General features: G+C 66.2%; 10 protein-coding genes and 3 tRNA genes. 4 read left to right on the forward strand and 9 right to left on the reverse strand.

The genetic code is table 11. The features are described 5' to 3' along the window. Positions 1-177 precede the first annotated feature (177 nt). Positions 178-2,550, forward strand: coding sequence for a phosphoenolpyruvate synthase (ppsA, locus tag ACFCQI_RS17735; protein WP_395118851.1), 2,373 nt, complete (start codon positions 178-180; stop codon positions 2,548-2,550). A 256-nt stretch (positions 2,551-2,806) separates the two neighbouring features. Here the strand turns inward: ppsA and ACFCQI_RS17740 are convergent. Continuing rightward, positions 2,807-2,896: transfer RNA gene (locus ACFCQI_RS17740), tRNA-Ser, on the reverse strand. A gap of 108 nt (positions 2,897-3,004) precedes the next feature. On the opposite strand from ACFCQI_RS17740, the gene ACFCQI_RS17745 reads away from it, so the two are divergent. After that, the gene (locus ACFCQI_RS17745; protein WP_395118853.1) at positions 3,005-3,706 is read left to right on the forward strand and encodes a PP2C family protein-serine/threonine phosphatase; all 702 of its coding nucleotides are present in this window, start codon (positions 3,005-3,007) and stop codon (positions 3,704-3,706) included. 18 nt (positions 3,707-3,724) lie between these two features. Here the strand turns inward: ACFCQI_RS17745 and dnaQ are convergent, their stop codons facing one another. The 3 genes from dnaQ to ACFCQI_RS17760 are packed head-to-tail and all read right to left on the reverse strand — an operon-like array spanning position 3,725 to position 5,577. Beyond that, on the reverse strand, positions 3,725-4,429 hold the full coding sequence (gene dnaQ, locus ACFCQI_RS17750; RefSeq protein ID WP_395118855.1) for a DNA polymerase III subunit epsilon: 705 nt from the start codon (positions 4,427-4,429) through the stop codon (positions 3,725-3,727). Next, complete coding sequence (gene rnhA / locus ACFCQI_RS17755; RefSeq protein WP_395118857.1) at positions 4,426-4,869, reverse strand: ribonuclease HI; 444 nt, start codon at positions 4,867-4,869, stop codon at positions 4,426-4,428. Before rnhA ends, dnaQ begins: the two co-directional genes overlap by 4 nt. Before the next feature lie 6 nt (positions 4,870-4,875). Then, the gene (locus ACFCQI_RS17760) at positions 4,876-5,577 is read right to left on the reverse strand and encodes a class I SAM-dependent methyltransferase (RefSeq protein ID WP_395118859.1); all 702 of its coding nucleotides are present in this window, start codon (positions 5,575-5,577) and stop codon (positions 4,876-4,878) included. Between the two features lie 238 nt (positions 5,578-5,815). Here ACFCQI_RS17760 and gloB point away from each other — a divergent pair, with 238 nt between their 5' ends. Together gloB and ACFCQI_RS17770 are read left to right on the forward strand one after the other, a co-directional pair. Further along, positions 5,816-6,580 carry a hydroxyacylglutathione hydrolase gene (gene gloB, locus ACFCQI_RS17765; RefSeq protein ID WP_395121399.1) on the forward strand — a complete coding sequence of 255 codons (765 nt, stop codon included), beginning with the start codon at positions 5,816-5,818 and terminating at the stop codon, positions 6,578-6,580. Continuing rightward, positions 6,577-7,746, forward strand: coding sequence for a transglycosylase SLT domain-containing protein (locus ACFCQI_RS17770; RefSeq protein ID WP_395118861.1), 1,170 nt, complete (start codon positions 6,577-6,579; stop codon positions 7,744-7,746). Before gloB ends, ACFCQI_RS17770 begins: the two co-directional genes overlap by 4 nt. 117 nt (positions 7,747-7,863) lie before the next feature. Here the strand turns inward: ACFCQI_RS17770 and ACFCQI_RS17775 are convergent, their stop codons facing one another. The 5 genes from ACFCQI_RS17775 to lon form a co-directional block, all read right to left on the reverse strand. Then, positions 7,864-9,774 carry a SurA N-terminal domain-containing protein gene (locus ACFCQI_RS17775; protein ID WP_395118863.1) on the reverse strand — a complete coding sequence of 637 codons (1,911 nt, stop codon included), beginning with the start codon at positions 9,772-9,774 and terminating at the stop codon, positions 7,864-7,866. A gap of 155 nt (positions 9,775-9,929) precedes the next feature. Continuing rightward, a tRNA-Asp gene (locus tag ACFCQI_RS17780) sits at positions 9,930-10,006 on the reverse strand. A gap of 8 nt (positions 10,007-10,014) precedes the next feature. Then, positions 10,015-10,089, reverse strand: a tRNA-Val gene (locus tag ACFCQI_RS17785). 20 nt (positions 10,090-10,109) lie between these two features. Next, positions 10,110-10,382 carry an HU family DNA-binding protein gene (locus ACFCQI_RS17790; protein ID WP_136258998.1) on the reverse strand — a complete coding sequence of 91 codons (273 nt, stop codon included), beginning with the start codon at positions 10,380-10,382 and terminating at the stop codon, positions 10,110-10,112. A gap of 333 nt (positions 10,383-10,715) precedes the next feature. After that, entirely contained in the window at positions 10,716-13,196 is a 2,481-nt protein-coding gene (gene lon, locus ACFCQI_RS17795; protein ID WP_395118865.1) for an endopeptidase La, read from the reverse strand. Between the last annotated feature and the right edge of the window lie 151 nt (positions 13,197-13,347).

Below are 13,347 nucleotides of genomic sequence, written 5' to 3' on the forward strand. Positions count from 1 at the left end.
GGCAAAACGCTGTCCCGTGTTGAACGCGCGTTGACTGGTATCGGGTTGGAATGACATCGCGTGGCACTGGTCTTCTTGTGCTTCGCACCATCCGCGGCGGACAATACCAGTTTCCCGCAGCGCGCCCGCGACCGCTGGTTCCCTGCCCCCCCGTTCCGCCATCCCGAGGAGACACCCTTGAACGACCTGGTGCTTTGGCTCGATCAACTGCGCATGACTGACCTTGGCAAGGTCGGCGGCAAGAATGCTTCGCTGGGCGAAATGATCGGCAACCTCGCCAAACTGGGTGTCTCGGTGCCCGGCGGCTTTGCCACCACCGCCAGTGCGTTCCAGCAGTATCTGGAAAAGAGCGGGCTGGCCCGGCGCATCCAGGATCGACTGGCCACGCTCGACGTCGACAACGTCGATGCCCTGGTCGCGGCCGGCAAGGAAATCCGCGGCTGGATCGTCGACACCGCCCTGCCCGCCGAACTCGAGCAGGCGATCCGCGCGGCCTACATCAAGCTGTGCAGGGACGCCGGTGCCGACGACATCGCGGTTGCGGTTCGTTCCTCTGCTACCGCCGAGGACCTGCCCGACGCCTCGTTCGCCGGCCAGCAGGAAACCTTCCTCAACGTGGTCGGCATCGACGACGTGCTGCACAAGGTGAAGGAGGTCTTCGCCTCGCTGTACAACGACCGGGCCATCGCCTACCGCGTGCATCAGGGCTACAAGCACGAGGACGTGTTCCTCTCCGCCGGCGTGCAGCTGATGGTGCGTTCGGACGTGGGCGCCTCCGGCGTGCTGTTCACGCTGGACACCGAGTCGGGCTTCCGCGACGTGGTGTTCGTCACCGGCTCCTATGGTCTGGGCGAGATGGTCGTGCAGGGCGCGGTGAATCCCGATGAGTTCTACGTGTTCAAGCCGACCCTGCGCGCAGGCAAGCCGGCCGTGCTTCGTCGCAACCTGGGCGCCAAGCAGTTGCGCATGGTCTATTCCAGCGCGCCGGGCGAGCGCGTGAGGACCGAGGACACTCCGGCCGAACTGCGCCACAAGTTCTGCATCAGCGACGACGACGTGCAGGAACTCGCCCGCCAGGCGCTGATCATCGAGAAACATTACGACCGCCCGATGGACATCGAGTGGGCGAAAGACGGCCACACCGGCAAGCTGTACATCGTGCAGGCCCGCCCGGAGACGGTGAAGTCGCGCTCGCATGCGACCCAGCTGGAGCGCTTCAGCCTCAGCGAGAAAGGCAAGGTGCTGGCCGAAGGCCGCTCGATCGGCCAGAAGATCGGCGCCGGCAAGGCCCGCGTGATCCGCTCCCTGAGCGACATGAACAAGGTGCAGGTCGGCGACGTACTGATCGCCGACATGACCGACCCCGACTGGGAGCCGGTGATGAAGCGCGCCTCGGCCATCGTCACCAACCGCGGTGGCCGCACCTGCCACGCGGCGATCATCGCGCGCGAGCTGGGCGTGCCGGCGGTGGTCGGCACCGGCAATGCGCTGGAGCTGATTCCGGATGGCGCCGACGTCACCGTGTCCTGCGCCGAAGGCGACACCGGCACGATCTACGAAGGCATCCTGAAGTTCGAGCGGATCACCGCGGATCTCGGCGACATGCCCGAGGCGCCGTTGAAGATCATGATGAACGTGGCCAACCCGGAGCGTGCCTTCGACTTCGGCCAGCTGCCGAACGCCGGCATCGGCCTGGCCCGGCTGGAGATGATCATCGCCAGCCACATCGGCGTGCATCCCAAGGCGCTGCTGGAATACGGCAAGCAGGACGCCGAAACCAAGGCAAAGATAGACGAGCGCATCGCCGGCTATGCCGGCCCGGTCGAGTTCTACGTCGATCGCCTCGCCGAAGGCATCGCCACCATCGCCGCCTCGGTCTACCCGAAGCCGGTGATCGTGCGCCTGTCCGACTTCAAGTCGAACGAGTACGCCGGCCTGCTCGGCGGCTCGCGCTACGAGCCGCACGAAGAGAACCCGATGATCGGTTTCCGCGGCGCCAGCCGCTACGTCGACCCCAGCTTCGCCGAGGCGTTCGCGCTGGAATGCAAGGCGGTCAAGCGCGTGCGCGAGGTGATGGGTCTCTCCAACGTGTGGGTGATGATCCCGTTCGTGCGCACGCTCGGCGAAGGCCGCAAGGTGATCGAGGTGCTGGCGAAGAACGGCCTCAAGCAGGGCGAGCACGAGCTCAAGGTCATCATGATGTGCGAGGTCCCGTCGAACGCCCTGCTCGCCGACGAGTTCCTCGACATCTTCGACGGCTTCTCGATCGGCTCGAACGACCTCACCCAGCTCACCCTGGGCCTGGACCGCGACTCCAGCATCGTCGCCGGCCTGTTCGACGAGCGCGACCCGGCGGTGAAGAAGCTGCTGGCCATGGCGATCAAGACCGCCCGCGCCAAGGGCAAGTACATCGGCATCTGCGGCCAGGGCCCCAGCGACCACCCCGACCTCGCGGAGTGGCTGATGGAACAAGGCATCGAATCGGTCTCGCTGAACCCGGACACCGTGGTCGATACCTGGTTGCGGTTGGCAAAGAAGAAGGCTGGCTGAGGCCAGCGCGTCCGGTGCGGCAAACATGCCGCGTTGTTTGCAAGGGGGCCGGTCTCGACCGGCCCCCTTTTTCACGTGCGTGACTTGCAAAACGCCCTTTCGGCAAGGGGATTATTCGTCCCGTCCGGGCCAGACCCTTCCGCGCCACGCGCTCCGGGGCCAGCCTGCGGCTGTCCGTATTCGTTCCGGACGAATCCGTCGAACCGGGCGGATCGTGCAATACGCAAAACACCCCTTTCGGGGCGTTTTGCGTATCTGGCGGAGAGGGTGGGATTCGAACCCACGGTACGCTTGCACGTACGCCTGATTTCGAGTCAGGTACATTCGACCACTCTGCCACCTCTCCGGTCGGGTGCATGGGCGCATGCGAGCCGCGAATCATACGCGAGCAAGGGAACCGTGACAACAACCGTGGCTTGCGGCATGCTGCACAGCTTGCCCTGACACTAGCCCCATGATCGAGCTCGGACACGGAACCCATGTCGGCCTGCGCCGCACGCGCAACGAGGACACCTACCACGCCGATGTCTCGCTCGGCCTGTTCCTGGTCGCCGACGGCATGGGCGGCCACCAGCATGGCGAGGTGGCGTCGGCACTGGTGCGCGATGCGATGGTCGAGCTGGTCGGCGCCGGGTCGGGCCTGATCGAGGCCGTCAATGGTGCGGGCGAGCGATTGCTGGCGCACGCCCGGCCCAGCTTCGACCTGTTGCCGATGGGCACCACGATCGCAGCACTGCGGATCGTCGGCGACGCGTATGAAGTGGCCTGGGTCGGAGACAGCCGCATCTACCTGTGGCAACACACCCTGCGCCGCGTCAGCCACGACCATTCGCTGGTCCAGGCACTGGTGGAAGCCGGCCAGCTCGACCCGGCCCAGGCGGCGCAGCACCCGCAGCGCAACCTGCTCACCCAGGCACTCGGCGTCACCGCCACCGAGCAACTGCGCATCGGCATGGCCCGCGGCACGCTGGAACCCGGCATGAGCTTCCTGCTGTGCAGCGACGGCTTGACCGAGTGCGTCGACGATGCAGCGATCGCCCGTACTGTCGCGCGCAACGACCTCGCCGCGCAGGAATGCGCCGACCAATTGCTGTTGGACGCGCTCGACGGCGGTGGCGACGACAACATCACCGTCGTCCTCGTGCGCTGCAGCTGAAACATCGCGCCGCGCGGCTCAACCCAACCGGCGCCACACGCTCTGTCCGCCCGCGCTCTTGTCCAGCGCATCGAGCCGTCGCTCATGCTCAAGCAACTCGCTTGCCGAGGCGCACAGTACACGTGGACGCACCTGCAGGGTTGCCGGCGGCAGTACCACCGCGTGTTGCGGGGTCGCTGCATCGAACTCCAGATCCAGCCCGACCTGACCCGAGGTCATGGCCAAATAGACGTCGGCCAGCAGCTGCGCGTCGATCAGGCCGCCGTGCAGGTCGCGACGCGAGTTGTCCACGCCCAGCCGCTTGCACAAGGCATCCAGGCTGTTGCGCTGGCCGGGATAGCGCTCGCGCGCCATCGCCAGCGTGTCCAGCACGCTGCACCGATCGGCGATGCAGCCGCTGGCGGCACCGAGGCGCGCCAGTTCGGCGTCGAGAAAGCCCACATCGAACGCCGCGTTGTGGATGATCAGTTCGGCGCCGGCGATGAAGGCGAGGAACTCGTCGGCGACATCGGCAAAGCGCGGCTTGTCGAGCAGGAACTCGTCCTCGATACCGGTGACCTGGCGGGCGCCTTCGTCGATCGCACGATCGGGGTTCAGATACGTCTGGTAGTAGCGACCGGTGAGCCTGCGTTCGACCATCTCGACGCAGGCGATTTCCACCAGGCGATGGCCCTGGCGTACTTCCAGGCCGGTCGTTTCGGTATCCAGGACGATCTGCCTCATGCCCCGCTCCTGATCGACTCGGCCTGCTCGCGCGCGGCGCGGTCGACACGCTCGTTTTCCGCGTGGCCGTTGTGGCCGCGCACCCACTGCCAGCGAACCTGGTGCGTACCCACCGCATCGGACAGGCGCTGCCACAGATCCTGGTTCTTGACCGGCTTGCGGTCGGCCGTGCGCCAGCCGTTGGCGCGCCACTTCGGCAACCACTGCTCGATGCCCTGCATGACGTAGCGCGAATCGGTAGTGAGCGTGACCACGCAGGGGCGCTTGAGCGCCTCCAGCGCGCCGATCGCCGCCATCAGCTCCATGCGGTTGTTGGTGGTGGCGGGCTCCCGGCCGGCCAGCATCCGCTCGCCGCCAGGGGCCCGCAGCAAGGCGGCCCAGCCGCCCGGTCCGGGATTGCCGAGGCAGGCGCCGTCGGTAAATGCTTCCACTTCACTCATGGGTGTTCAGGTATCCCTTGTTGCCTGCAGGGCCGGGTTGGGCCGTGTCCCCGGCGACAACCTGCCCGCTGCCGGCACCGGCAGTTTCACGGGCTTGATGCGCAGCGGTGTGGCCAGTCGCCGCTGCTTGCGCGCGAGCAACACATAGCCGCCACCCAGCACGCTGTCCATTGTCGTCGAAGTCGCCGGCAGCCCCGGCCAACCGCGTCCCACGCGGCGGGCCAGCTCGATCTCCATGCCTGCATGGCGCAGCACGCGTTCCAGCTGCAGCGGAAGCTGCAGCTTGAGCGTGCGGCCCCGCGCATGCCAGCGCAACCACGGCGACCACCCGCTGACCGGATGCACACCGGTCAACGCCAGCACCCCGCCCGGCGCCAGCACGCGCAGCACGTCTTCCAGCAGCGCCGATGACACCGGCGATACCTCCAGGGCGTGACGCAGCAGGACCAGATCGAACGCGTCGGCCACGAACGGCAGCGGCTGATCCACGGCGGCACGCAGATCGCCGCCATAGCGACCGCCGTCGAGATAAAGACGAACCCAACTCCCCAGCATCGGCAGCGCCGGCGGCGCCTCGTCCGCGGCGACGCCGAGCAACAACGCGTGCGTGCCGAAACAACGCTGCAACTCCGGCGCCAACACCCGCGCCTGGGCATCGCGCAACCGGCGCAGCGGTGCACTGGCGTAGATGTCGTCCTGTGGGTGCATGCAGCGGGGGTCCGGGGGCTGGCGCGAACCTCCAGTTTAGCTGCAGCGGCAACCGATCGCAGTCGCCTGACCTGGCGCACGGATCTGAATGACCGACCCACCTCTTAACACCATGCTAACGAGAAGCTGCCGATGCCCCTTTATAGTCGGGCGCTCCCATGCGGCCGGGCGGCCGCGTCTGCCGGTGACGCACCGGCATCGACGCGCCGTCGGTGTCGCCCGACCATCCGGAACCGCCTTGCACCTTCTCCCTCTACCGGCCCTCACCGACAACTACATCTGGCTGCTTCATGACCATGAAGGCCAGGCCGTGGTCGTCGATCCGGGCGATGCGGCGGTCGTCGAGCAGGCCTTGGCGCAACACCGGTGGCGCCTGCGTGGCGTGTTGCTGACGCATCATCACAACGACCACATCGGCGGGGCGGCTGCACTGCGGCAACGCCATGACGTGCCGGTATACGGACCGCGTGATTCGCGCATCGAAGGCCTGACGCACGCCGTCGGCGATGGCGACACCGTGGAGTTCTCTGCGCCCGACCTGGTTTTCGAGGTGCTGTCGATTCCGGGACACACCCTCACCCACGTCGGCTACGTCGGCGCCGGCCTGCTGCTGTGTGGCGACACCTTGTTCAGTCTCGGCTGCGGGCGCCTGTTCGAGGGCACGCCGGCCCAGATGCTCGCCTCGCTGGACCGTCTGGCGGCGCTGCCCGGTTCGACCCAGGTTTGCGCCGGGCACGAGTACACCCATGGCAACGGCCTCTTCGCCGATACGGTTGAGCCGGGCAACTCCGCGCTGCGGGAACGGCGGCGCGAAGTGGCGCAATTGCGTGCCGACGGCCAGGCCAGCCTGCCCGTCACGCTGGCCACGGAGCTGGCAACCAATCCATTCCTCCGGGTCGACGCCGACGCCGTGATCGACTGGTGCGCTGCACGCGGCGTCGACGGCAACCGCGTGTCCCGCTTCGCCGCACTGAGGGCGGCCAAGGACGTCTTTCGCGCATGAACCGGACGCCCCGACACCTGCTGCTGCCGCTGGCGCTGTCGACAGCGCTGGCCGCCTGCAGCAACATGCCTTCGCAACCGGCACGCGCACCTGTCGCCGTCGTCGCCCCCGCCAGCACGCCACCGGCGGTTGCCGCCAGTGTCGCGACTGCGGCACCTGTACCGGCGGCCGACCTGTGGGATCGACTGCGCAGCAGTTTTGTCATGCCGGATTGCAATGCCGACCCCGCGGTGCTGGCGTGGGCCGGGCGCTATACGCGCAGCCCGGCGCGGTTCGAGGACACCTTGCGCGAGGCGATGCCGCGCTTGGCCTATGTCCAGCAGGTCGCCCAGCAATACGACGTGCCCGGCGAGTTCGCACTGCTGCCGTGGGTGGAGAGCCGTTACCGCCCGGTGCAGGGACGCAGGCACCATGCTGCCGGCATGTGGCAGATCATGCCGGTGACCGCCCGCTCGATGGGCCTGCGCGTGGATCGCCATTACGACGGCCGGCTGGACATACCGGCCGCAGCGCACGCCGTGATGAAGTTGCTGCGGCAATACCACGACCGCTTCCACGACTGGCGCGTGGCCGACTATGCGTACAACGCCGGCGAGTTCAAGATACGCGGGTTGATCAGCCGCCACGGCATGCCGGCGGACAAGCCGGCGATCCCCGGCCTGCCGGTACGCCGCGTCACTCGCGAGCACCTGACCCAGTTGCTGGCGATCGCATGCGTGATACGCGAGCCGTCGCGCTTCCAGGTCAGCCTGCCCAGCCTGCCGGAGTCCGAGCACCTGGTGCAGGCACCGGTGACGCATCCCGTCACGGTGGCGCGCGCCGCCGAAATGGCCGGCATGCCGGAATCGGCCCTGCGTCATCTCAATGCGGCATTCCGCGGCAACAAGCTGGATGGGCGAACGGTTTCGCATCTCATGCTGCCGGCCGGTCACGCCGGTCGGTTCGAGCTCGCCATGCTCGATGCCGCCGCGGCCTCCACCACCACCGCAGCAGACGACGAATCGTCCCGCGGTCCTGACACGCACGTGGTCAGCCCCGGTGAAAGCCTGTGGCAGATTGCGCGCCAGTATTCGACCAGCGTCGCGCACCTGCAGCAACTGAACAACCTGGCCCAAGGCCAGGCGATCCAGCCCGGCCAGGTGCTGAAGCTGGGCGACATCGACTGAAGGTTTGCGCCGCCACGCCACTGACCTGATCCATGGCGACATCGTGCTCTCGAGATCCGCCTTTACCGATGCGCACGGCACGAGCCATGCGCACCGGCGCCAGCCGAGCGAACCCGGCTACAGCAGGTTCTTGTTGATCTTGATCTTGGTCTTGGCGCGCAGCGTCTGGAGCAGCTCGCGCGTCGCCTCGCCGGCATAAGCCTGGGCCATCTGGCGATGCAGCATGTCGCGCTCTTCCGGCGTGATCCTGGAGAGATCGCCGGGCTGCACCTTGTCCACGGCCACCAGCGCGAAGCCACCATCACCCATGTTCACTTCGGCGAAGCTGGGCTTGTCGGGCGCCGACGGATGTGGCAACAGGTAGGCCTCCTTCAGCACCGGCGCCGGCACCTGCAGCGACTGGCCGCGCACGGCTTCGGCCACGCTGACGATCTTGGCGCCGAGCGACTTGGCCACCGCTTCCATGTCCTCGCCCTTGCGCAGGCGCGCCAGCACGTCATCGGCCTGCTTGCGGGCCGCCGCCGTGATGCGCTCCTCCAGGATGCTCTGCTGCACCTTGGCGCGAACCTCGGCCAACGGCTTGACCGCAGCCGGCACGTGCTTGTCGATGTGGATCACGATGGAGTGGTTGTTGCCCAGATCGATCAGACTCGAATTGTTGCCCTGGACCAGCACGTCGTCGCTGAATGCGGCGGCGACCACCTTTGGGTTGGCCGCCAGGCCCTTGCCGTCGGTGCGCGAGAACAGCGGCAGGGTCTGGATCGGCAGATCAAGCGCGGCGGCCGCGGGCTCGAGCGAGCCCGGGTTCGAGTAGGTCTGGTCCGCCATCTTGCCGGCCAGTTCGTTGTACTCGCGATCGCGCTCGGCGGTGGTCGCCTCCTGCAGCAACTGGTCGCGCACTTCGGCAAACGGCTTGGACTCGCCACTGCGCACGTCGCGCAGCCAGATGATGTGGTAGCCGTCGGAGGACAGCACCGGCTTGGAGATCTGCCCCTTCTGCAGCGCAAACATCGCCGAATCGAAGGCGGCGTTGGTCACGCCCTTCTCGAGCCAGCCGAGGTCGCCGCCCTGGCGCCGCGAACCCAGATCCTGTGAATCCTTTTCGGCCAGCTGGGCAAAATTCGCCGGCGTGGCTTCGGCCGCGATCTTGTCCGCGGTGGCCAGCGCAGCCTTCTGCTGTTCGGGCGTGGCGTTGGGGGGCACGTTGACGAGGATGTGCGAAACCAGCCGCTGCTCGGGCTGCACGAAGCGCTGCTTTTCCTCTTCGTAGCGCGCCTTGAGTTCCTCGTCGCTGGGGGCCGCTTTCGGCTTGAGCTTGGCGCTGTCCACCTCGACGTACTTCACCGAAACCCGTTCGGGATTCATGTAGTCGGCCTGGTGCGCCTTGTACCAGGATTCGATTTGCGCGTCGGTCACCTCTTTCTCGGCGGGCTCCGGCTTCTGCAGCACGAAGTAACGCAAGTCGCGCCGCTGAGTGGCCAGGCCGAGATAGTTGTCGACGCGCTCGTGGCTGATGATGGCGCTGTCGCTGATTGCCTGCGGCAGCAGTTGCGTGGCCAGCGAGGAGCGGATCTCGTCCTCGAACATGGCCGAAGTCTTGCCGCTGCTGGTGAGGTAAGCCCGGTAGCTGGTCGGGTCGAACTTGCCGTTGACCTGGAACGCCGGGATACCCGCGATGGCGTCGCGCAGCGCCTGATCGGAGACGCGCATGCCCCAGTCGGCATTGGCCTGCAGCAAGAGCTGCTCGTCGATCATCGCGTCCAGCACACGCAGCTTGGTTTCCGTCTTCTCGAACACGGTCGGGTCGAACTGCTCGCCCTGCTGCTCGCTGACTTGCTGCCGCAACTGGTTCATGCGGTTCTGGAATGCGTTCTGGCTGATTTCCTGCTTGCCCACCTTGGCCACGAATGTGTCGTTCTGCGAGGTGAAATAGCTCTCCATGCCAAACAGCGACATCGCCAGCACGGCGAGGCCGAGAACGATGATGGACGGCCATCCGTGCATCTTGTTACGCATTGCCTGCAGCATAGAAATCTTCCCGCAACGTGATTTGGAAGCGCGCGAAGCGCATGATCCACACGAGGCACCGGATGCCTCATCGCTGCATGCCGGGGCGCCATGGCATCGCCGGAACACGCAGGTCTCAAACGACAAAGGCGCCCCACGGGCGCCCTTGCTAAACGTGGCGGAGTGGACGGGACTCGAACCCGCGACCTCCGGCGTGACAGGCCAGCATTCTAACCAACTGAACTACCACTCCGCACAATCTGGTGGGTGCTGTAGGGATCGAACCTACGACCACCGCCTTGTAAGGGCGACGCTCTACCGCTGAGCTAAGCACCCCGAAACCAAGCGCAAGCCGCTTAGTTTAGGGCATCCTTCAGGGTCTTGCCAGCCTTGAACGCGGGCACTTTCGACGCCTTGATCTTGATCGTTTCGTTGGTCCGCGGGTTGCGCCCGGTGCGCGCGGCACGCTTGCGCACGGTGAACGTGCCAAAGCCCACCACCGAGACATCCTCACCCTTCTTCAACGACTTCTGGATGGCTTCCAGGTAGGCCTCCAGCGCACGACCAGCGTCTGCCTTGGTCAGCTCGGCCTTCTCGGCAATGGCATTGATCAGATCGGTTTTGTTCATTGAAAACTCCCTCGTTCGGATTTCGCCCGCGCGATCCGTCGCGGGACGGATGACGCGGGCATGGATGGTTGGCTGGTGCCAGAGCCGTGGCGCAACTCCGCATCGCCTCGTCGTCAGCAAGCGCGGGGGCTGCGGCATCGCCTTTATACCAGTGCCCCGCCGCTATCCGCAACACAAGGCACAGCAACGTTTCCGCCGGTTCGGCATGGTCAAAAAGCGCATGCGCAAGCCGGCTCCCGACACAGCCCCGAACTTCGCCGATCAACGTCGACACGGCTGCATCACGAGCCTATCGCGCGGGCGCCTCCGGCCCGCGCGCCCGCCATCGCGCGATCAATGCGTCAGCGAGTGTCCTTCCGCCGACTCCCCGGCGACGGCTGCCGGCGGCGTCTCGCTCGCCGGCTTGGGCTGCACCGGATGCTCCAGTGCGATGTCGAGCACCTCATCGATCCAGCGCACCGGGTGGATCTCCAGCGATTCGGTGATGTTCGCCGGCATGTCCACCAGATCCTTCTTGTTGTCCTCGGGAATGATTACCGTGGTGATGCCGCCGCGATGCGCCGCCAGCAGCTTTTCCTTGAGACCGCCGATGGGCAGCACGCGACCACGCAGGGTGATCTCGCCGGTCATGGCCACTTCCGAACGCACCGGCACCTTGGTCAGCACCGACACCAGCGCGGTGCACATGGCGATGCCGGCGCTGGGACCGTCCTTGGGGGTGGCACCCTCGGGAACATGGATGTGCACATCGAGCTTCTGGTGGAACTCCGGATCGATGCCAAGCCGGTCGGCGCGCGCGCGCACCACCGAAAGCGCAGCCTGGATCGACTCCTTCATCACGTCGCCCAACTGGCCGGTGTGCACAAGACGCCCCTTGCCCGGCACCACCGAGCCCTCGATGCTGAGCAACTCGCCGCCGACCTGGGTCCACGCCAAGCCAGTGACCAGGCCCACTTCGTTCTGCTGCTCCTTGCGGCCGAAGTCGAAACGACGCACGCCGAGGTAGTCGCCCAGGTTCGCCGCGTCCACCTTGACGCGGCCTGCCGCGACCTTCGACTTGCCTGCAGCCGCTTTCACCCGCGGCGTCCCGGTCTTGGCCTTGGCCTTCTTCACCTGGCCGAGAGTCAACTCCTTGACCACCTTGCGGCAGATCTTGGAAATCTCGCGCTCCAGATTGCGCACCCCGGATTCGCGCGTGTAGTAGCGCACGATGTCGCGCAACGCCTCTTCGGCGACGTCGAGTTCCTCCGGCTTGAGGCCGTTCGCCTTGAGCTGTTTCGGCAACAGATACTTGCGCGCAATGCCGAGCTTCTCGTCTTCGGTGTAACCCGGGATGCGGATGACCTCCATGCGGTCGAGCAGCGGGCCGGGGATGTTCAGCGAATTGGCGGTGGCAATCCACATCACCTCGGACAGATCCAGGTCGACCTCCAGATAGTGGTCGTTGAATGCGTGGTTCTGCTCCGGATCGAGCACCTCCAGCAGCGCCGACGAGGGATCGCCGCGGAAGTCCATCGACATCTTGTCGATCTCGTCCAGCACGAACAGCGGATTCCGTGCGCCGGCCTTGTTGATGTTCTGCACGATGCGCCCGGGCATGGAGCCGATATAGGTGCGTCGGTGGCCGCGAATCTCGGCCTCGTCGCGCACGCCACCCAGGCTCATGCGAACGAACTTGCGGTTGGTCGCCTTGGCAATCGACTGGCCCAGCGAGGTCTTGCCCACGCCGGGCGGGCCGACCAGGCACAGGATCGGCCCCTTCATCACCGACACGCGCTGCTGCACGGCGAGATATTCGAGGATGCGCTCCTTCACCTTCTCCAGGCCGAAATGATCCGCGTCGAGCACTTCCTGCGCCATCTGCAGGTCCTTGCGCACCTTGCTGCGCTTCTTCCACGGCACGCCGACCAGCCAGTCCAGGTAGTTGCGCACGACGGTGGCCTCGGCCGACATCGGCGACATCTGGCGCAGCTTGCCGAATTCCTGCCGTGCCTTGGCCAGCACCGGCTTGGGCATGCCGGCAGCTTCGATCTTCTTCTGCAGTTCCTCGACCTCGTTGGGACCGTCCTCGCCGTCGCCCAGCTCCTTCTGGATCGCCTTCATCTGTTCGTTGAGGTAGTACTCGCGCTGACTCTTTTCCATCTGCGACTTGACCCGGCCGCGGATGCGCTTTTCGACCTGCTGCAGGTCCATCTCGCCATCGACCAGCCCGATCAGCAGTTCCAGCCGCTTGCCCACGTCGGCCGTCTCCAGCACCTTCTGCTTGTCGGCCATGCGCACGGAAAGATGCGCGGCGATGGAATCGGCCACGCGTGAGGGGTCGTCGATGCCGGACAGGCTGGCCAGCACTTCCGGCGGCAGCTTGCGGCTCTGCTTGACCAGTTGCTCGAACAGCGAGATCAGCGTGCGAGAAACGACGTCGAGCTCGCGTTCCTTCGCGTTGTACGCCGGCTCGATGACGCGCGAACGCGCAGTCAGCATGCCGTCGACTTCCTTGAAATCCTCGATCGCGACGCGCGACTGCCCTTCCACCAGCACCTTGACCGTGCCGTCCGGAAGTTTCAGCAGCTGCAGCACGCCGGCCAGCGTGCCGACCTGATGCAGGTCGGCCACCTCGGGGTCGTCGATGTCCGGGCTGGTCTGCGCCACCAGCAGGATCTGCCGTTCGCCTTCCATCGCGCGCTCCAGCGCCCGCATCGACTTGTCGCGGCCGACGAACAGCGGGATCACCATGTGCGGATAGACCACCACGTCGCGCAGGGGCAGTACCGGCAGGGTGTCCAGCGCGACGGGGGCGGGGGCTTGCTTGGCCATGGAAAAGCGATTCCTCGAATTCAAATGGGGTTTCGTCCCGACACTGCACCGGGCCCTTCAGCACGTCAAGTGGAGGCGATCCCGTGCCAGCGCAAGGCTTGCGATGGCCGCAAAACGACGCGGCCCCGGTGAAACCACCGGGGCCGCGCAA

It is taken from the genome of Rhodanobacter sp. FW102-FHT14D06 (assembly GCF_043950705.1).
Lineage (GTDB): Bacteria > Pseudomonadota > Gammaproteobacteria > Xanthomonadales > Rhodanobacteraceae > Rhodanobacter.

What these genes read in the sequence shown, in the direction of transcription:
- lon (WP_395118865.1), bottom strand. Translation starts at nt 13,196, where the DNA reads ATGGCCAAGCAAGCCCCCGCCCCCGTCGCGCTGGACACCCTGCCGGTA.
- ACFCQI_RS17790 (WP_136258998.1), bottom strand. Translation starts at nt 10,382, where the DNA reads ATGAACAAAACCGATCTGATCAATGCCATTGCCGAGAAGGCCGAGCTG.
- ACFCQI_RS17770 (WP_395118861.1), top strand. Translation starts at nt 6,577, where the DNA reads ATGAACCGGACGCCCCGACACCTGCTGCTGCCGCTGGCGCTGTCGACA.
- ACFCQI_RS17745 (WP_395118853.1), top strand. Translation starts at nt 3,005, where the DNA reads ATGATCGAGCTCGGACACGGAACCCATGTCGGCCTGCGCCGCACGCGC.
- ACFCQI_RS17760 (WP_395118859.1), bottom strand. Translation starts at nt 5,577, where the DNA reads ATGCACCCACAGGACGACATCTACGCCAGTGCACCGCTGCGCCGGTTG.
- rnhA (WP_395118857.1), bottom strand. Translation starts at nt 4,869, where the DNA reads ATGAGTGAAGTGGAAGCATTTACCGACGGCGCCTGCCTCGGCAATCCC.
- ACFCQI_RS17775 (WP_395118863.1), bottom strand. Translation starts at nt 9,774, where the DNA reads ATGCTGCAGGCAATGCGTAACAAGATGCACGGATGGCCGTCCATCATC.
- dnaQ (WP_395118855.1), bottom strand. Translation starts at nt 4,429, where the DNA reads ATGAGGCAGATCGTCCTGGATACCGAAACGACCGGCCTGGAAGTACGC.